14 protein-coding genes, 1 tRNA gene and 1 pseudogene are annotated in these 18,794 nt (G+C 50.3%); 4 read left to right on the top strand and 12 right to left on the bottom strand.

Features of this window, described 5'->3' with window-relative positions; genetic code table 11:
- The first annotated feature begins 82 nt into the window (after positions 1-82).
- Together mltC and OGY10_RS16435 are read left to right on the top strand one after the other, a co-directional pair.
- The gene (mltC, locus tag OGY10_RS16440) at positions 83-1,168 is read left to right on the top strand and encodes a membrane-bound lytic murein transglycosylase MltC (protein ID WP_267439735.1); all 1,086 of its coding nucleotides are present in this window, start codon (positions 83-85) and stop codon (positions 1,166-1,168) included.
- Positions 1,169-1,378: 210 nt separating this feature from the next.
- Positions 1,379-2,635, top strand: coding sequence for a nucleoside permease (locus OGY10_RS16435; protein WP_008785778.1), 1,257 nt, complete (start codon positions 1,379-1,381; stop codon positions 2,633-2,635).
- Positions 2,636-2,687: 52 nt separating this feature from the next.
- On the opposite strand, the gene OGY10_RS16430 is transcribed toward OGY10_RS16435, so the two are convergent.
- The gene (locus OGY10_RS16430) at positions 2,688-4,823 is read right to left on the bottom strand and encodes an ornithine decarboxylase (protein ID WP_286577054.1); all 2,136 of its coding nucleotides are present in this window, start codon (positions 4,821-4,823) and stop codon (positions 2,688-2,690) included.
- 467 nt (positions 4,824-5,290) lie between these two features.
- On the opposite strand from OGY10_RS16430, the gene OGY10_RS16425 reads away from it, so the two are divergent.
- Both OGY10_RS16425 and OGY10_RS16420 read left to right on the top strand, forming a co-directional pair.
- The gene (locus OGY10_RS16425; protein WP_286577053.1) at positions 5,291-5,998 is read left to right on the top strand and encodes a DUF554 domain-containing protein; all 708 of its coding nucleotides are present in this window, start codon (positions 5,291-5,293) and stop codon (positions 5,996-5,998) included.
- A gap of 105 nt (positions 5,999-6,103) precedes the next feature.
- Positions 6,104-6,179, top strand: a tRNA-Phe gene (locus OGY10_RS16420).
- Positions 6,180-6,394: 215 nt separating this feature from the next.
- On the opposite strand, the gene OGY10_RS16415 is transcribed toward OGY10_RS16420, so the two are convergent.
- From OGY10_RS16415 to OGY10_RS16365, 11 genes and pseudogenes are all read right to left on the bottom strand, one after another.
- Entirely contained in the window at positions 6,395-7,735 is a 1,341-nt protein-coding gene (locus OGY10_RS16415; protein WP_286577051.1) for a VasL domain-containing protein, read from the bottom strand.
- A 1-nt stretch (position 7,736) separates the two neighbouring features.
- A complete protein-coding gene (gene tssE, locus OGY10_RS16410; protein WP_003825386.1) occupies positions 7,737-8,180 on the bottom strand; it encodes a type VI secretion system baseplate subunit TssE in 444 nt (147 codons plus the stop codon).
- A complete protein-coding gene (tssJ, locus tag OGY10_RS16405) occupies positions 8,180-8,713 on the bottom strand; it encodes a type VI secretion system lipoprotein TssJ (RefSeq protein WP_286577049.1) in 534 nt (177 codons plus the stop codon). The genes tssE and tssJ overlap by 1 nt, the downstream gene beginning before the upstream one ends.
- Positions 8,688-9,776: a type VI secretion system baseplate subunit TssG gene (tssG, locus tag OGY10_RS16400; RefSeq protein WP_286577047.1), complete on the bottom strand. Its 1,089-nt coding sequence runs from the start codon at positions 9,774-9,776 to the stop codon at positions 8,688-8,690. Before tssG ends, tssJ begins: the two co-directional genes overlap by 26 nt.
- Positions 9,737-11,503 carry a type VI secretion system baseplate subunit TssF gene (gene tssF / locus OGY10_RS16395; RefSeq protein ID WP_286577046.1) on the bottom strand — a complete coding sequence of 589 codons (1,767 nt, stop codon included), beginning with the start codon at positions 11,501-11,503 and terminating at the stop codon, positions 9,737-9,739. Before tssF ends, tssG begins: the two co-directional genes overlap by 40 nt.
- A 22-nt stretch (positions 11,504-11,525) precedes the next feature.
- Positions 11,526-13,124, bottom strand: a complete 1,599-nt coding sequence (gene tssA, locus OGY10_RS16390) for a type VI secretion system protein TssA (RefSeq protein WP_286577045.1) — start codon at positions 13,122-13,124, stop codon at positions 11,526-11,528.
- The gene (locus tag OGY10_RS16385) at positions 13,121-16,507 is read right to left on the bottom strand and encodes an ImcF-related family protein (RefSeq protein WP_286577043.1); all 3,387 of its coding nucleotides are present in this window, start codon (positions 16,505-16,507) and stop codon (positions 13,121-13,123) included. The genes tssA and OGY10_RS16385 overlap by 4 nt, the downstream gene beginning before the upstream one ends.
- On the bottom strand, positions 16,479-17,663 hold the full coding sequence (locus OGY10_RS16380) for a KPHS_23130 family T6SS system protein (RefSeq protein WP_286577041.1): 1,185 nt from the start codon (positions 17,661-17,663) through the stop codon (positions 16,479-16,481). The genes OGY10_RS16385 and OGY10_RS16380 overlap by 29 nt, the downstream gene beginning before the upstream one ends.
- 4 nt (positions 17,664-17,667) lie before the next feature.
- Positions 17,668-17,934 (bottom strand): PAAR domain-containing protein, encoded by a 267-nt coding sequence (locus tag OGY10_RS16375; RefSeq protein ID WP_079934142.1) that lies wholly within the window; start codon positions 17,932-17,934, stop codon positions 17,668-17,670.
- Between the two features lie 120 nt (positions 17,935-18,054).
- Positions 18,055-18,363 (bottom strand): annotated as a pseudogene (locus tag OGY10_RS16370) (SUMF1/EgtB/PvdO family nonheme iron enzyme); the annotation flags it as partial.
- Positions 18,360-18,794 (bottom strand): formylglycine-generating enzyme family protein (locus OGY10_RS16365; RefSeq protein ID WP_286577040.1); only part of this gene is annotated, 435 nt, incomplete at its 5' end. The pseudogene OGY10_RS16370 and the gene OGY10_RS16365, both read right to left, overlap by 4 nt.

Genomic DNA, 18,794 nt, shown 5'->3' with positions numbered 1-18,794 from the left:
CGTTGCCGGATGGCGCTGCGCTTATCCGGCCTACGTTTTAATCTGGTCCTTGCAAACAACAAACACAACACGCACTCCCGGAATGATGAAAAAATTTCTCGCGCTTGCCGTTATTGCGCCGTTGCTCATCTCCTGTTCCAGTTCGACCAAAAAAGGCGATTCCTATAACGAAGCCTGGGTCAAGGATACCAACGGTTTTGATATTCTGATGGGGCAATTTGCCCATAATATTGAGAATTTGTGGGGATTTAAGGAAGTGCTGATTGCGGGTCCGAAGGACTACGTAAAGTATACCGATCAGTATCAAACCCGCAGCCACATCAACTTTGATGACGGTACAATAACCGTCGAGACCATTGCCGGGACAGATCCCGCCGGACACCTGCGCCGGGCGATTATCAAGACATTGCTGATGGGCGATGATCCGGGTTCTATCGACCTCTATTCCGATGTCGACGACATTAAGATTTCCAAAGAGCCATTCCTGTACGGACAGGTGATTGATAATACCGGCCAGCCCATTCGTTGGGAGGGGCGTGCCACCAACTTTGCCAACTACCTGCTGCAAACACGACTTAAAAGCCGCAGCAATGGCCTGCGTATCATCTATAGCGTGACGATCAATCTGGTGCCGAACCACCTTGATAAGCGCGCGCATAAATACGTTGGCATGGTGCGTCAGGCTTCACGTAAGTATGGCGTCGACGAGTCGCTGATTCTGGCTATCATGCAAACCGAATCCTCGTTTAACCCGTATGCGGTGAGCCATGCCGATGCGCTGGGACTGATGCAGGTGGTACAGCACAGCGCCGGGAAAGATGTGTTCCGCTCGCAAGGGCGCTCAGGCACACCAAGCCGTAGCTTCTTGTTTGACCCGGCCAGCAACATTGATACCGGTACGGCCTATCTGGCAATGCTCAACAATGTCTATTTGGGCGGTATCGATAATCCGACCTCACGTCGCTATGCGGTAATCACCGCGTATAACGGCGGCGCGGGCAGCGTGCTACGCGTGTTCTCGAACGATAAAATTCAGGCCGCGAATATCATTAACAGCATGTCTCCTGGTGACGTTTATCAAACGCTGACCACCCGACATCCCTCTGCTGAATCACGCCGATACCTTTACAAGGTCAATTCCGCACAAAAATCCTATCGACGCCGCTAATGTATCCCCCTTCAGCCCCCTAAACCGGGGGCCTGAAGCACCAAAAATGTTAACTCCATCACTCTTTTGCTTTGCAATCAGAAATTGTTTGCAAATATTTGTCACAGGTAACAAAAAAAGAGTGCCTCTCATTGATAGAATCACATCATATAGCCACGGCAAATGTGCCTTTTAAAACATTCATCCGCATTACGGTGTGAGGAAATTAACATGAATCTTAAGCTGCAGCTGAAAGTTCTCTCGTTTCTGCAGTTCTGCTTATGGGGTAGTTGGCTCACTACCCTCGGCTCCTATATGTTTGTCACCCTTAAATTCGATGGTGCATCCATTGGCGCGGTGTATAGCTCGCTGGGGATCGCCGCCGTGTTTATGCCAACGCTGTTAGGGATCGTGGCCGATAAATGGATCAGTGCGAAGTGGGTTTACGCCCTTTGCCACCTGGTCGGCGCAGGAACGCTGTTTGCCGCAGCCGAAGTCACCACGCCAGGGGCCATGTTCTTTGTGATCTTGCTTAACTCCCTGGCCTATATGCCAACACTGGGGCTAATCAACACCATCTCCTACTATCGCCTGCAATCTGCCGGGATGGATATCGTTACCGACTTCCCGCCAATTCGTATCTGGGGCACCATCGGCTTTATTCTGGCGATGTGGGCCGTGAGCTTCTCCGGCTTTGAACTGAGCCATATGCAGCTGTACATCGGTGCGACATTGTCCCTGGTACTGGTACTGTTCACCCTGACGCTGCCGCATATTCCGGTTGCCAATCAGCAGAAAAACCAGAGCTGGACATCAATGCTTGGTCTGGATGCTTTCGCGCTGTTTAAAAACAAGCGTATGGCGATTTTCTTCATCTTCTCAATGATGCTGGGTGCAGAGCTGCAGATTACCAATATGTTTGGTAACACCTTCCTGCACAGCTTCGATAACAACCCACTGTTCTCCGGTAGCTTTATCGTGGAACACGCATCGGTGATGATGTCGATTTCACAGATTTCCGAGACGTTGTTTATCCTGACCATCCCGTTCTTCTTAAGCCGTTACGGTATTAAGAACGTGATGCTTATCAGTATTGTGGCGTGGATGCTGCGCTTCGGCCTGTTTGCCTATGGCGATCCAACGCCGTTCGGTACCGTGCTGCTGGTTCTGTCGATGATTGTTTACGGCTGCGCCTTCGACTTCTTCAACATCTCTGGTTCTGTGTTCGTGGAGAAAGAAGTACGCCCTGAAATCCGCGCCAGCGCACAGGGTATGTTCCTGATGATGACCAACGGCTTCGGTTGTATTCTGGGCGGACTGGTGAGCGGTAAAGTTGTTGAACACTATACGCTGAACGGTATTACCGACTGGCAGACCGTGTGGTTGATCTTCGCAGGTTACTCGCTGGTTCTGGCTTTTGCCTTCGTTGCGCTGTTTAAATACAAACACGTACGCGTTCCAGCAGGCACCCAGACTATCGCGCACTAACGTTTACGCAGAGAAAAGCGGGTTACCAAAAGGTAACCCGCTTTTTTTGCGCTTACTTCACAACATATCCATACAGACGCTTAATACCGTCTGCATCCGTTTCACTGTAAACTCCTTGCAGCTCCGGCGAGAAGCCTGGCAGCAGGTTTACGCCCTCTTCCAGCGCCAGGAAATATTGCTGTACCGCCCCACCCCATACTTCGCCCGGTACCACGCACAGCACGCCCGGAGGATAAGGCAGCGCACCTTCCGCCGCAATGCGGCCAGCTGCTTCACTAATCCGCACCAGTTCAACATCACCACGGATAAAAGCGCTGTTCGCATCCTGTGGGTTCATCGCCACGGCAGGTAAACTTTCCTGACGGAACATCGCTTTTTGCAGATCTTTCACATCAAAGCTGACATACAGTGAGTGCATCTCCTGGCACAGTTCACGCAGCGTGTAATCCCGATAGCGTACCGGATACTTATTGAAGATGGTGGGCAGCACATCTGCCAGCGGCGTATCGTCTACAATATGCTGCTCAAACTGCGCCAGCATCGCCACCAGTTGCGCCAGTTTCTCTGCGCTTTCTGCCGGGGTCAGCAGGAACAGAATCGAGTTAAGGTCGCATTTCTCCGGCACGATGCCGTTTTCACGCAGGTAATGCGCCAGAATCGTCGCCGGAATACCAAACTCGGTATATTGCCCGGTTTGTGCGTCAATGCCCGGAGTGGTTAACAGCAGTTTGCAAGGGTCAACGAAATACTGATCGCGCGCGTAGCCGGAAAAACCATGCCATTTAGCACCTGGTTCGAAGCTAAAGAAGCGACGCTCGCTGGCAATCACCTGTGTCGGATAGCTTTCCCACGGTTTGCCATCAACTACCGGGGGAACAAACGGCTGAATCATCTTACAGCGGGTAAGTATCGCTTTACGGGCCTCAATGCCCAGCGTCACACACTCCGCCCACAGCCGACGGCCGCTCTCGCCTTCATGGATTTTGGCGTTAACATCCAGCGCCGCAAACAGCGGGTAAAACGGACTGGTAGAAGCATGCAGCATAAATGCATTATTCAGACGCTTATGCGGGCAGAACCGCGCCTGACCGCGAATATGGTTATCCTTTTTGTGGATCTGCGAAGTTTGCGAGAATCCGGCCTGCTGTTTGTGTACCGACTGGGTGACAAAGATCCCCGGATCGTTAGCATCGAGATCCAACAGCAGCGGTGACCCATCGGCCATCATCGGAATAAATTGTTCGTAGCCGACCCATGCGGAGTCAAACAGGATGTAATCACACAGATGACCGATCTTGTCGATCACCTGCCGGGCATTGTAGATCGTACCGTCATAGGTGCCGAGCTGAATGATCGCCAGACGGAACGGGCGCGGTTGATCGGCCTTTTGCGGCGCAACCTCGCGAAGTTGCTGGCGCAGATACTCCTCATCAAAACAGTGCTCGTCAATACCGCCAATAAAGCCAAACGGATTACGCGCCGCTTCCAGATACACCGGCGTCGCACCCGCCTGGATCAGCGCACCGTGGTGGTTCGACTTATGGTTATTACGGTCAAACAGCACCAGATCGCCGCGCGTCAGCAGCGCATTGGTTACTACTTTATTGGCCGCAGAGGTCCCGTTCAGCACAAAGTAGGTTTTATCCGCGTGGAAAACTTTCGCGGCAAATTTCTGCGCATGTTTCGCCGAGCCTTCATGAATCAGCAGATCGCCAAGCTTAACGTCGGCGTTGCACATATCCGCGCGAAACAGATTCTCGCCAAAGAACTCGTAGAAATGGCGCCCCGCGGGATGCTTTTTAAAGAACTCACCGTGTTGATGTCCTGGGCAGGCAAATGTGCTGTTCCCCATCTCGACATACTGAGTCAACGTGTCATAGAACGGCGGCAGCAAATCTTCTTCATACTGACAGGCAGCAGACTCCAGCTCCAGCCAGTCCTGCGCCTGACCGCGAATGACCGCATTCACACCCATCGGCAGATCAACATCCGACTCTGCGAACAGAAACACGGGTATATGAAAACCGGTGCGTTTCAGCAAAGCAAGGATCCCGCTGCGGCTATCCGCAACGGTAATGACGACTGCCGCAACGTCAGTAAAATCAGTACTGTCCAGCGACACCACCTGACGATGGCTGGACAGACGAGAAACCAGTTCTCCACTGGCGGCAATTTTCATTGATTTCATAAGCGCAATAACCCGTTTCGGGAAAATCAAAAGTCCCGGACAAAGCCATATTGCTTTGCCCACGAAATGACAGGTCAAACTGGTTACCAGCCCCGACCGCCAGACATCAGTAAAAGCAGATAGCCTCTGATTTTACTGTTATCCTGCAGTGAGCGTGCGCTGCCCTCACCGCATGGTGGGAGCGTAAAGATAAGTCGCAGGAAGGGGCAAACGTCGCGCAAAAAGGCGATGTTGAAGGCGATGTAGGGGGAGTAATATCATCCCAGGCAGCCCATTCAGACAGGAGAAAATTCGCGCAATCATGGCACCTTTCACTTTCAGGCGCAAGATAAAATCCCGCGCCCGAACCTCACAGATAAACAAGCATTTCGTCTGCCAATCGCGGCATAATAATGCAATCTGAAAACATATATTACCCAGAGAATTGCCTTTAGCATCAAGACGATAATGGGTATGCAGGAGCAAACGTGGTAATTGGACCCTTTATTAATGCTGGCGCCATTTTATTTGGTGGTGTTCTCGGCGCACTACTCAGCCAGCATTTACCGGAACGCATTCGTGCCTCCATGACCTCCATATTCGGACTGTGCTCTTTGGGGATTGGTATTTTGCTGGTTATCAAGTGCGCTAACCTACCGGTGATGGTCCTGGCTACGTTGGTCGGTGCATTAATTGGCGAGTTCTGTTATCTGGAAAAAGGGATCAATACCGCGGTTGCCAAAGCGCAGCAGCTTTTCACCCGGTCGGATGCCAAAACCACGCACGAATCCTTCATCCAGAGCTATGTGGCCATCATCGTGCTATTTTGCGCCAGTGGTACCGGGATCTTCGGGGCGATACATGAAGGGATGACCGGCGACCCGAATATTTTAATCGCCAAGTCGTTTCTTGATTTCTTCACGGCCATCATTTTTGCCTGTTCATTAGGTATCGCGGTATCGGCAATTTGTGTACCAATGCTGGCAATCCAGTTAACGCTTGCCACCTGCGCAGCACTTATTTTGCCCCTGACGACGCCAGCCATGATGGCCGATTTCAGCGCCGTAGGTGGACTGCTGTTGTTAGCAACCGGTTTACGTATTTGTGGAATCAAAATGTTTGCGGTTGTGAATATGCTTCCTGCCCTTCTGCTGGCAATGCCGCTTTCTGCCGCGTGGACGGCATTTTTTGCCTGAGAATGCGTGCAATAGCAACAATGTGGTGATAGATTGTGCAGTCTGCGTTGATTTGAAGAAATTTCGTTGACGAAACGAAGCGAATCGGTTTTAATGCGCCTCGTTGCCCGGATAGCTCAGTCGGTAGAGCAGGGGATTGAAAATCCCCGTGTCCTTGGTTCGATTCCGAGTCCGGGCACCACTATTTAGAAGAACCCGCCTATGGCGGGTTTTTTGCTTTTGGCGAAACGGACTCTCCATCGAACTTCGTTCGATTATTCGCCGCCAGCGGCTCACCCCTTCGGGGCCAGCGCGACAAGCGCGCTGTTCAACGCTTACAGCGTTAGTCCGAGTCCAGGCAGCACTCATTTAAAGAACCCGCCCAAAAGGCGGGTTTTTGCTTTTGGCGAATAGTCACTATTCTCTCTTCACCGAACTTTGTTTCAACAACGCATAACGATTAAGAAGCTGATTAATCCGCATATCGAGTTGCTGATACAAAGCGGGTGATACACTTCCCTGCTTTTTTAACTCCTCATCAATTTGACGCAATAACTCTTCTGTCGGCGGCGATTGGTCAAGCTGGCGGCGGATAGTGAAAATGGCTGATTTCAGCTCCGAACCCGTCAGATATTTACCTTTACGTTCATCAAGTGAATTTAGCTGGGCAGTTAACGCCTCCAGCCCCTGCTGGGCATGATGCCAGTTTTGCAGAGCACTTTCCGGCAACGCTTCCGTGTTTAACTGTTTCTGTAATCCGCTGGCGAATACCGTAGTCTGCGATTCTTCCGGCCACAGGGTGACTAACTGCTGTGCTAATGATGCGGCATATTCTCTTGACCACAAAGGTGACAGGCGATGTAAAACGTCCAATTGCCCTTGCGTTGCGGCGATTAATTCCTGTTTCTTCTCCTTCAAATCTGAGGAATGTTTCAATGTGGACAATTGTTCAGGTGTCAGCCCCCGTGGCAATGGCTGAACCAGTTCAAATCTGTCGGCCCACATAGGGCTGATTCCAAGAAAAGCGCCTGTACTCACCACTGCCGTAACCATGACACCGATGGTGAATCCCAACCACATTCGCCGGGGTCGATGAACGCTTTGAGTAGCAAACTCCGCTGCGCTTGATTGATCGGGCGACGATGCCTCATTAACCACAAAGACCAACTGTGGCAAAGACGTCTCAGCGTGATTAGTCGTAACTGAAGCCGGTATCATCACAGCGGTGGATCCCGAATCCGCTTCAGACTTCTCCAGGCGTAAAGCTGCGTTATGCATCCAGGTAACGACAGCGTCTAGTTTACTTAACGATTTTAACTCAAGACGTTGCAGCACCTCACAGACATGTTTCAGACTCTGCTCAACCCGATACACCATCGATAAATCTGCATATGACAACGTTAGCGTGCGTAATTCTTGCTGTAAACGAGCTGACAGCCATGCCAATATTTCAACGCGGGCATGGGTTTGCTGCGGCCATATTACGCTCCAGTGATGCGTCAGTAATGCCTCCAGCAGTTCAGCGCTTTCGGCCAGCCCAGCCAGACCTGCGCTACGAATTCTGGCGACGGTATACCAGGCCAGTGTTTGCAGTTCGACTCCGTTATGACGAAACAGCGCCAGGCTTAACTGTTCCACTTTTTGCCAGTCAACGTCCGGGCGTGCGGGGTGAGTCAGCTTGCTGATTTCATCGCGTAACTGACCAAACTCCGTGAAAGCACGCGGATCGCCGCCGGTGCTGATGCGATTCTTTTCCATGTCAGTACACTCCCGTCTCAAGCCACCCCTGCTTCTTAAGATGACGAATAAGAACCCGCCCCTCAGGGGTAAAATCAGTGCCATAGCGCACAATGCCAAGATCATGAAGTTCCGCATCAATGGAATAACGCAAATGCCCCGGCATTTCCTGCTCCTGCATCGTTACCTGAATGTCTTTTAGTCGCGGTTCATACTTCAACAAAACCTGAGAAAGCGTGCTGATAAGCTGATGTGCTGTTCCCGGCATACCCTGGAGGATTTTGGTCATATCCGGTAGACCATAATCGGGTAAATGTTTGAGGCTACCGGCACGAGTATTCAAAATGCGCTGCATATTATCGAGGACGGACAAGATGACCTGCGTATTTTCGCTGACTGCGTGCAAAGGAAAACCACCGGAAAAATTACCCAGCAAGATGTCATAAAGAGAAGGCTGTTTAATCATTACTCATCCTCCGGCATCAGGAGAACCAGAGCCTGAGAATTTAATTCAATCACTCGCGCCTTATCAGGATCGAGATCTTCACGACGTAATACCACACGCCATGAATCTTCAGACTGATCGGGAGAAATAAACATTCCCGCCACGGCAACATATTGCGCTTCGTTTTCGAATGGAATATCGACAGTTACGCTTTCACCAGGTCGTACCCGAACATCTCTCTGAGCCAATAAATCTGCTTTCGCCACCGTACTATCTTGCGCAAATAAGAACTGATAATTAGCCGAGTCAAATGCTTTTCGATCTTTGAGTTGGTAAATACGCACGACCGTCGAAAGCGCTATGCCCTGCGCATTTTTATTTGCAGCTTCTCTGGCGGAAAGATCCAAATGCAGGGTTTTAATTTCCTTATAAAAAATCGACTTCGTTAATGACACGGTACCTTCAGATACCTTTTGTGTCAGACCACACCCAGTAACTAAACTGACCATTCCGGTTATTACGGCAAAATTAATAGCGATAATCGCCAGTCTCATCGGCTTCCCTCCGTTGAACATGTTGAGTAAGGCTCTGCCAAAGCCCAAGCTTAATTGTTATAAATTGATTCTTCGCTTCCTGGTTATCCAGACGCATCACAGCCGTGCGGCCAAGCTGAACTGCGTGCTCGCTTTTATTACTGGTAAGATGAGCATCCGGAAGCACCGATCGAGGAATGCGTAATTGCAGTCTCGCATTCACTCTGGCACCTAAATAAACATGCATCAGCGCGAGAAAATCATGGTAAAGCTGGCCACCCGGTAACCATTCGCGAGCTTCATCAGGAACGTCCGTTGTAAGCGTAATTAGCACCTGACTGTTAATATCTACGGCGCTACGTCCCATCACCGGACGAGAATGGAGGCTAATGGGTTGCCGCACACTCATTTTTAACGCCTTATCCAGCAGGATTAAGCGTTTATCATGAGGGGTCACGGTGGTATTTGTTGTTGGCGATAATAAAGAAACCAGCGCGGATATACCTTCTGCCGTACGCGTTGGCATTCTCATTATTCCCAGCAGCGCCAAAAAGCGCGATATCGGGGTAGCTGTTTGTGTGGCGCACCCCTGAATTCCCAGCCCAGTCAACCCCAGCAAATATTGTGAAGTCTCATCTGTCGCGCCTGAGCGAAAAGTCGCTGGATAGCTGTATTTACGCCAGATTCGATAAAACTGCGTAATTAAGCGATGGTTAAAAATATCCAGAAACTCAGCGGCAACGTCCGCACCTTCCTGACGCTGGGCAATATCACCCTGATAGGTTGTCGGCAGCGGCGATTCCACGCCATACAGCCCCATAAAAGTGACACGAACCGTTGGTGGAAGTGTGGGTTGCTGCGGATCATATTCTGTACTTTTTAGTTCACCCGCCGGGAATCCCATACCCGGATGAGGGCGAAAACGAATGGTATCGAAACGTGGGCTTTGTTGGCTTCCGGGACAGGGCGCTTGTGGATCCCACTGTTCCAGCAACTGACAGAAACGATAAAAATTAGTACGGGGCAGGTGTTCGCCAAGGCTCGTTAGCAACCGGGTAGTCGCTGATTGTGATTCTCTTTCCATCGCAAGCTTTTCCCTGCCGGCTGTATGATTAAAGTAAGCTGATTAAACAAATGAATATCCGCATACAATGCAAAAAAGCGGTTAAGCATTTCACCAAACAGATGAATATCGCCTTCGCCTGTAAATCCGTTTTCATCAAGCGTTACTTCGATGTCCACACCACGGAGTAGAAATCCTTTTTCAAAGCGCTGTATTTCATGTAGTTGAACATCCATGATCGCATCCAGACGACGATAATTAAGTTCATCATCCTGCCAGTTATAGAGAGACAACGTTCCTTTGAGCACTTCAGCGCTGGCCATCATATTCAGAAAGCTGGATCCCAGGTGACTCAACACTCGCCAGTGAAAACGATCCTCAGCGGGAGGGTAAGCAGGTAGTGTCGGTTTAGACAGATTGCGCACGGCAAGCGGTGTCTGGAGGATCTGCTCACAACGATTGAGCAATGTACTTTGCAAAGCTCGCCGCGGTAGCTGACCGTTTGTTCCGGTCACTTTCAAAGACAAGGTTTCATACTCAGCAAGGCGATCCCGCTCCCAGGCACCTCCGCCGAGGATCAGCCATGTATCATACAACCCGGATACGCCGCGTCTGACACGAGTATGGTAATAACGCTCGGGTGCGTTACGGCGCATCATGCCTCCCTTGTGGCGAAAACTGGTGAAAGGGGCATAAACGGCGTTACGCGTTCGCTGTGATCCTGAAACCGCATCGACTGCATAAATTTCCGTGTGGCCATCTTGCAACCTTCGCGGACGCAACAAATATTCGCTTTCCAGACCATTAACTACCAGCGGATCGGCTTCGATAGTGAAAAGATTAATAACCGGAACACAATGAAGACGAATGTTTTCACTCCGCACAGGAAGCTCAGAATCCCACTGTTGAGTCAGTACCGCTTCTATTTCAAAGCAGTCTATACCCTCAGGAAACGATATTTTTTCCAGACCGTTAAGATGGACAAACATAAATTTTTCGCGGAACGTAAAATACTCAAGCAATAATTGCCAGCCGCCAAACGCCGTATCGCCTTTTGGCCACAAACTGTCTTCATCGGCAAATCCACCCGGGGAAAAGAAACCCTCCAGTCGAATACGTTCTACGCTGTTGGGGAGTCTCAAATAAAGAGAAGCCAGACGCTTTGTCAAAGCCAGGTGCAGCGCGTGGGTTACCGGCGCGTCACCGCTGAGGTAAAGGCTGAGACGCGTCAGATCGGTTTGCGACCAGTCCATCTGTGGATTGCACTTTATTTGTAGACGGATGACCGAGCGCCCATCAGGTTCGGCATCAATATTCACCGCCGCGACAGACAGCGGATTGAGCGTGACGGGCTGGGTAGTACGATACTGACATACCGTTTTTTTAGGGCCAACGGGCTGTGACAATACGCCAAACCTCGCGTTAATCCGCTCGCTCATTTTCAGCACATCAATATCAGGTAAAAGCTCGACAATACTTAAGGAGGGAATGGTACGTAAATAATGTGGCCACAGCAGACTCATCAACCCTTCGGTAAATTCAGGGAGATGATCGTCTATTTTGGCGCGCAATCGCCCCATTGAAAATGCAAAACCTTCAAATAACCGTTCCACATAGGGATCGGGAATGCCGGCTTTATCCAGATCCAGCATCGCTGCACGATCCGGATGCGCCTGCGCAAACTCTCTTGCCGCTTCCCTTAAATAACGCATTTCCGCGTCATAATAACGCAGAGTTAAATCTTCCATTTTACAGTTCGCTTATTTTGTTTTAACCGCACAAAACGGCGGCTCTGGCGGGATCAATGGCGACCAAACCGGACAACAGTGAGTCCATCTCTGGTGCCAGACGCGCTTTGTCACTTTCACTGCGGTTGGCTTTTAAACGCAAAAGTTTCAGCCGTCGCGCTTTAACTTCAAACAGCAGCTCAGGCTCCCATTGTTTGAGAGTGAGAGAGTGTGCTGTAGTATTCAATTCCCCAAGCAAATGCAGCGCGAGATCGTTGCGCCCACATTGTTCTGTCAGACGGGCCATCAACAGCTGGCGTAACCAACGCTGTCGACGTGAAACAATACCTGGTCGTGCCTGAACCCAGGCGAGCGCGGCTTCAACGCCTTCGCTATCCGCTAACGTCAAAGCTTCGCTTTCAAGTAGCAGAATATCGTCGTCCGCTCCTGCACTAGCCGCAGCGATTTTTTCCATCTGCCAGTCACTTTCCTGTAGCACGTCACGGGCTATCCACTCACGCGTGACATCATCTGCAAAGGGAGTCCCATCGTTAAACGCCAGCGTTTCCAGACCCGGCATCCGATGCAGCAGCATTTTCAGATCGCTGATAATAATCCCGGTATTTTTATCCCATGGCGATCCCGCTCTTGTTAATGCCTGATGAAGGTACCACTGCACGTCCAGCCAGAAATGATTCACTCCCTCAACAAATAAGCTGTCCGTTAACTCAATCAGTTCAGTCCAACTTTGCTGCAAATACAGACGTTTGAGCTGCGCGCGATAATCACTCTTGGGCGCTACCAGGCGCGTACGTCCGGCGCCATCTGGCGGTGGAAGCTGGCTGACCGTATCGAGCCGCACGCTTTTCATCAAATGATGCGCCGCCAGCCAGCCATCCGGCTGATCGCTTAAGTATTTCGCCAACACCCGCGCCTGCTCCAGCAGCTCACGACCAGAGGCAATACCTTTGAGGACGGGGGTTTCTGCGCTGTGCCGACTGGGTTGAGCACTGATATTTTGCGGTACCAATGCCTGAGCTCCGCCAGATTGGGCCAGACGGTTCTCCAGCGCGCTATAGAGCGCCCCAAGCCCAGGACGAATACTCTCCTCTCGCTGGCTAAACTGCTGCTCCAGCAGCATCAACGCACCGGCGATCCGTTGCGCGTCAGGTCGTGAAACTTCGGGAAAACGCGCCAGACTATCCAGCATCCGCCCGCCTGCCAGCCATTCAAGAGCAGCTTTATGGCTGTTGGCTCTTAAGGGATGGAGAGAATCGCCATATTGTTGCATCAGACCAGCCAGCAAAATCAGACCATCCGCCAGGCCGGGCTCACCATCCTGATACAAACGTGCCCATGTGTAGTAAGTGACAACACGGACATCCTTACAGGTGGTGATCAGAAGTTTTTCCGCAAGCTCAATGATGAGATCCGTTTGTGCGCCAGAAAGTTTATTCACCTCCTCTCGCATGCGCTGAAAATCATCGTCATAGCCAGGATCTTCACCACCGGGGTTGGCTGCTGAAATGGGCAATAGCCAGTTTTTCCATAGCGTAGTCTGCGTTTGCGCCTGTTCCATTAGTTGCTGTTGTTCATCTGGCGAAGCCGTGCTGGCAGCCAGTAGACGTTTCAGAGCGCTCATTCTTCTTCCTCTGAGGAAATATTGCCGCTTACAACAAAAATTGCTTCTGGTAGTTCAAAATCGCGGAGTTTGAGTAATACAAGGGGACCTTCACCGGCTTCCGTTCGCAGGGTATAGTTCAGCGGCAATCCATCCTGCGCAGTCCAGCGCAGGTTAAAACCGCTACTCACGCCAGCGTTATCGGTTATCTCCGCTTTCTCAAGCAGTCGGATCCACCCCCAGGTACCGGGGTTATCTGAGTAGATTCGGGTTCCCGTTTTGGTGCTCACCCAGCTTAGGGTTGCCCCTGACGCTTGCGTATCAGCAGGCCAGACAACATTTTTCCACGCTGGCATCTGATTAACGTAGGTGAGTTTCTGTCCATCCAGCACGAGGTCAGTCTGCATCACGTCGCGCGCCGTTCCAGGACGCAATTCAAAACGCATCCCGGCTTCCCCACGAATAAATGCGACATCCGCAATTTGACTGAGCTGATCCATTGCCTCAATGAACGCCGGATTAAACTCCAGCCCCTGAGCATTCACCGTGTCGGCAACCCAGTGACTTCCCTGTTTATGCAGCACACCGCTTAAATGACTTTCGAGAAAATGCGGGATTCGCCCGTTATCGCTTCGCAGATATTGCGCCAGCAGCGGCAGAGAAGCCTCACTGCCAACATCGCGAAACGGATAACGTCCGCCGAATGCGCTGTTCCAGTCATTCACAATCAGCGCCTTCCATTGCGCATTCAGGCCCGCCGCGGTTGGTTGCAACACCTGCTGCCATGACTGCTCCAGCGGCTGTACAAACATCGTTTGACCAAATCCACTCCATGCTTGCCCCAGACTGGCAGCCACCAGATTGCCATAGTCACGCGTGGTGGTGAGATCGACGGTTTTACCCTGAAACACCGTTTGCGCCAGGGCCTGGCTCATGCCTTGCGGATCGGCAGCGTTAGTAATCTGCTGGAGTTTCAGCCTGACCTGCGTTACCCGGGTCAGGTAGGTTTGCAGACTCAGATGACTGATATCCTGCCCAGCCGATTGTTCATCCATCAATGCCAGGATTGGCGAGAAGGTACTCGCCATAGGGCCTTCTTCCCGCGCATGTTGGTCAATGGTTTGATTTTCTTTGGTGTTAAATAGATCCTTTGCCGACTTCACCAGTGAGTCCGACAGCGCTTCTCCGGTTAACCCTGTGCGTCCCTGAACGGCGAGCGTATTCATTAACGCAACCAGAGGAGACTGACGGATATCTGCAATCAACGTGAGTTGATCGATAGCATCACTTAGCGTCTGGGTGCGCTTCCAGCGAATACTGTTGAGAAAATCCAGCCAGTTGTCGGCAAAATCCGTGAAGTAACGCTCGCTAAGACGCACCTTTAAGGCCTGTGGAGAGAGAGGGTCGCTTGCAGAATGCGTATCATCTCCCAGCACCTGATCCATTTCTTCCCGGCGGTTGTTGACGATTTTCTCAATGGCGGGCAAAACCTCCTCTTCCCAGGCTTTGTGGGTATACACGCCAGCAACCGAACTGTGGGTATAAAATACGTGCTCTGCCCGGGTATCGCCGGTCATGTCTTCCAGACGAAGATCGGTGTAATGCGGCGTTACCTGTTCAATGATTTTCTGATACAGGGCGGCTTCGCCATTGCGGATCCCCATCTGACGAATTAACAGCGTTCGCACCTGGCTAATAAGATTTTTATCGGCTGCTATCTTCCATTCAGGATGCGCCTGAAGGTTCTCTCCCCAGAATTGCCAGAGCACAGGGCCAACGCCCTGCCATGATGCGCGCGAAATACCCGCTCGCTCCGGCCAGTCTTGCATCAGCGCCTGACTAAAAAATGACGCCTCCATCTGTTCAGGCCGGGAAAGCATCAGATACATTTTCAACTGGTTGTAGGCGATCTTTGCCTGGGCGGCAAACTGCGGGCTGTCTGGAGCCAGTCGGGTTAACGCCGTTAATTCCTGGGTAAGATGTTGGGCGGCTTCATCACGCAGGAGCGGAATAGCGATACGCGTATAGCGCGGCCATAGCGCATCCAGCAGAGCATCATTTTGGCTTAAGCCGAAACGGTAGTACCACGGCGTCCCATTCTGCTGACGCCAGCGAAGCATGCCTGGCGTTTGCTGCAGAGCAGACAGCGCCGTAAGACGCTCGGCGAGCGGTTTATCCGCACCGCCTGCCAGGCTCGCCTGGTCCAGACTTTCGCCAATCAGATTGCGATTCGCCAGGAAAGACACCACCATTCCCGCTCCCCATAGCAGCATCAAACCGGCTGTACCGACTGCCAGCACGCGCATCCCTGAACGGCCTGTACGCTGTGCCTTAAGTTCAGCAGGTAACGCAGGGAGTGAATCAAGCAGCGCACGCCAGCGCTCATCACGCATCCAGGCATGCGCGACGTGCGATGAAGTATTTTCCGCATACTGGCTCAGGATTACCGCCGCCAGCGGCAGAGGCCGATGCGGGCTGAAAAAAGTGGACAACGATTCGCTGATAGCTTCTGCGCCAGGCATCAGCAAATTAGCCATTTTCAGTAAGAAGTTATCACGGATATTGCGCGTAACCTGCTGCGTACCCTGCTCCGCCATCTGCATTGCCAGCGAGGTCAACTGCGAACGACATAAAGCCGTGGTGCATCCTGCAGGGAACAAACATGTCGCAGAGTGCAAGGTTACGTCATCCCGGACGAATTGAGCGCCATACAGCGACCAAAGGTATAACGGTACTCGCCAGCGGAGCGTGGTAAAAACAGCCTGAAAATGGCGGGCGGCATTATCTATTTGTTCTGCGGTTAAAGAGACAACAGGTGCCGATTGAACCAGTGTATCCTGGTGCTGAAAAGTGGGGGTTACCCATACAATCCCATCCAGCGGACGCCGATGCAGCTTGCGTATCACATCAAACAACGAGGCATCTGGCGCTTCAGTGAGCGTACCTCCCCAGATTAACACCACGCCATCCCCTTCAACCCAGCGTTGAGAGGTGAGTTTAGGTACTAATTGATCAACCTGGGAGGCATCCCCCATCACCAGCAGGAGACGCGTTTTGGCGCGCCAGCGATAACTGTAATATACCTTGAGTACATCACGAATTTCCCCTATCAGCATATTCCCGGAGGGCGGTTCCTCTATTCGGGATTCTTTGTCTGGAAAAGCTCTATCGTTTTCTTCTTTTACCCGAAAAAGGTGCTCCTTGGCATAAATGTTGATAAGTGGATACCAGCGAACAACAATAATCAAAATTACCGTCAATATACCTAAGATGACTTTTTTCGTAAGTGAATCAGCCCCCAGGAGATCACCATAGCTCCTAATCAGCCATGTCAGCCCCGCTAAAAATGCCACAATTAAAACAAGCAGACTTCCCCTACGCCACAGATGGCTTGTCGTATTCATTATTACTCCAGGGTAAAACGGTGCAGATATATGATTGTTCTTCCTGAACAGAAACGACTAAATATGACTCTAAGTTATGCTTTGACATATCAGCCGCCACGCCAGCGCATAGCCAACCGGAAAATGGACCGGGGATCCCCATAAATCTTTCAAGAATAATTTTGTTTTCAACCTGCCAATGAGCGCCATGATTGTGACCAATTGGATAGAGTTGCGCACTCAACAAATCAATTAACTGACCATCAGACACAATGTTTTTGGTATTTATCGCGCTTACCTGAGTAGTAAAAAAAGTGGTTAAATCTTGAGGTAAACACGCTTTATCCAGAGGCATTGGACGTAGAAAATGGCACTTACCGTTGAACCCATAAATACGCGCTACGTCATCACTGGTTAAAAGAAAGACTGCCATTCCATCAGAATAATTCTGATTCCCGTTAAATTGTAAAACCAGAACAAGATCGCTCCTGACTTTTGCATTTTTCAGGTTCGTTTCCAGTCGATAAAAAGGAAACTCCATTTCTACTCGTACAGAGGAAGGTTGTGGCCTGCCAGGGAAAGTCATCTGCCAGATGCTATTAAAGTTATTTTGCAGTAAATGCCGTTCTTCCGTTGAACCATCGGTGATGAGTGTTACATGCAAAGGAATGGCTATCGGTAATATACTCAGAGATTCAGCAATACTGTTCAGCAAAACAGTCACTGCATTGTCTTGATTTTTGACATTAGGCAAATAGTCAATACGATGAGCTAAACCACATTTATTCTCAATATTTGTGGGATTACCTGCAATAAACGAAACGGTAATTTTCTCTGGTAACAATATGCAGCTATTCATCACGACAATAGAGCGCTGTCCCCAGGACTGCCATTCACGCTGAGAAATCAATATTTCTTTTTGCAAAAATTCATAATATTCAAGCGCCCGCCCATATAAATATGCTCTAACACTAGCAATTATTAACCACAGGAACGCTGGAAAGAGCGAAACCAGCCAGATATTGACATCATTAATAAAAAATAGATGTTCTGTTGCATGCAATACAAAAAGTAAGATACTTATTATTACTGATAATATACCAGCCAGTGTCCATCGCCAGAGAGAAAGAGGTTCAGGAGCTACGGGCATGATAATTCTATGGCGTTCCCAGCCCATGATTTCATCCTATTGATGCTTCTGGCGCACTTGAAATAACCTGACATCCACACAAACTGTGGCATCCATCGACAACTATCGGCTTACCATCAGAAAACCATTCTGGCGAACCTTCAATAATAGGATTAATGCCATGGAATGGTATCGGGCAACTGACCATATCCCCCAGAAGAACTACTTTTTTCCCTTGAACAAACATGGTTGAAGATGCAGATATTACACTTCCACCATGAGTCGTTTTATCACCAAGCAAAACAAAACCTTTTGACATATTTCACTCCAGTATAAAAGGAAACAAATCGACAATTAATAAAAATATAAAAAAAATCCAGTCACTTTCTTCTTCAAAGTACAGCCTTCACTTAATAAATATAAACGAGTTTTTTCGATGGGTGATTTTAATATATTCATTATAATCTTTATGCGTGACCTTATATTTGCCAATCATAAAGTCACTCAGCCTGACCTTATGCAGGTATTTATCATCCTGGTTCGAGCTGAAGGGCAGTTTTTCCCAAATCAGCGGACCGAAGTCCCCCATTAAAAACTCACCGCCCGCGACCGGGACCATATTATCCAGCGAACACTTCACCAGCGCCTGGGTGAGCTGCTGGCTTTCCGCACTGGTGCCGTTATCACAGCCGGTCAGCGCCAGCAAAAATATTCCCGGGGTAAGAAGTTTCAGAATATGCGCCGTCATCCGTTATTCACCACGCAGCGAAAAACATATTTAGGAGAAAATCTATAATCTTCTGCCTTACGCCCATTCAAAAGTGGAGAAGGGAAGTCTGACTCACGAAACATGGTCAGGGCATACTGATAATCCCCTCCCGGATAGCCCCTTTGTACCTTCCTGTCGCCGCTCTCCGGTCCCTGTGGGTTATCAACCGGCGAGTGCGCATAGTAGTCCGCCGCATACCAGTCATTAACCCACTCCTGACCACTTAGTCCCATGTCATACAACCCCAGTGGATTGGGGGGATATTTCCCAACCGGGTAGTAAGGAAATCCCGTACCAGTCATTTTCAATTTTTCATCAGAGGTTGGGACATTGACTCCGCGCTCTATTTTTCCGTTACTGGTGGCATAGGGCAAATACTGTCCCCGGGAGCGGGCCGCGTATTCCCACTG

The sequence above is a fragment of the Citrobacter sp. Cpo148 genome, assembly GCF_030332375.1.
GTDB classification, from domain to species: Bacteria; Pseudomonadota; Gammaproteobacteria; order Enterobacterales; family Enterobacteriaceae; genus Citrobacter; species Citrobacter portucalensis.
The sequence above is the reverse complement of the archived record's forward strand: the minus strand, read 5'-3'. Positions and strand labels throughout refer to the sequence as shown.

Bases quoted from the DNA above. Each gene is read 5' to 3' on its own strand.
- mltC (WP_267439735.1), top strand. From the start codon at position 83: ATGATGAAAAAATTTCTCGCGCTTGCCGTTATTGCGCCGTTGCTCATC.
- OGY10_RS16435 (WP_008785778.1), top strand. From the start codon at position 1,379: ATGAATCTTAAGCTGCAGCTGAAAGTTCTCTCGTTTCTGCAGTTCTGC.
- OGY10_RS16430 (WP_286577054.1), bottom strand. From the start codon at position 4,823: ATGAAATCAATGAAAATTGCCGCCAGTGGAGAACTGGTTTCTCGTCTG.
- OGY10_RS16415 (WP_286577051.1), bottom strand. From the start codon at position 7,735: ATGGAAAAGAATCGCATCAGCACCGGCGGCGATCCGCGTGCTTTCACG.
- tssE (WP_003825386.1), bottom strand. From the start codon at position 8,180: ATGATTAAACAGCCTTCTCTTTATGACATCTTGCTGGGTAATTTTTCC.
- tssJ (WP_286577049.1), bottom strand. From the start codon at position 8,713: ATGAGACTGGCGATTATCGCTATTAATTTTGCCGTAATAACCGGAATG.
- tssG (WP_286577047.1), bottom strand. From the start codon at position 9,776: ATGGAAAGAGAATCACAATCAGCGACTACCCGGTTGCTAACGAGCCTT.
- tssF (WP_286577046.1), bottom strand. From the start codon at position 11,503: ATGGAAGATTTAACTCTGCGTTATTATGACGCGGAAATGCGTTATTTA.
- tssA (WP_286577045.1), bottom strand. From the start codon at position 13,124: ATGAGCGCTCTGAAACGTCTACTGGCTGCCAGCACGGCTTCGCCAGAT.
- OGY10_RS16385 (WP_286577043.1), bottom strand. From the start codon at position 16,507: ATGAATACGACAAGCCATCTGTGGCGTAGGGGAAGTCTGCTTGTTTTA.
- OGY10_RS16380 (WP_286577041.1), bottom strand. From the start codon at position 17,663: ATGGGCTGGGAACGCCATAGAATTATCATGCCCGTAGCTCCTGAACCT.
- OGY10_RS16375 (WP_079934142.1), bottom strand. From the start codon at position 17,934: ATGTCAAAAGGTTTTGTTTTGCTTGGTGATAAAACGACTCATGGTGGA.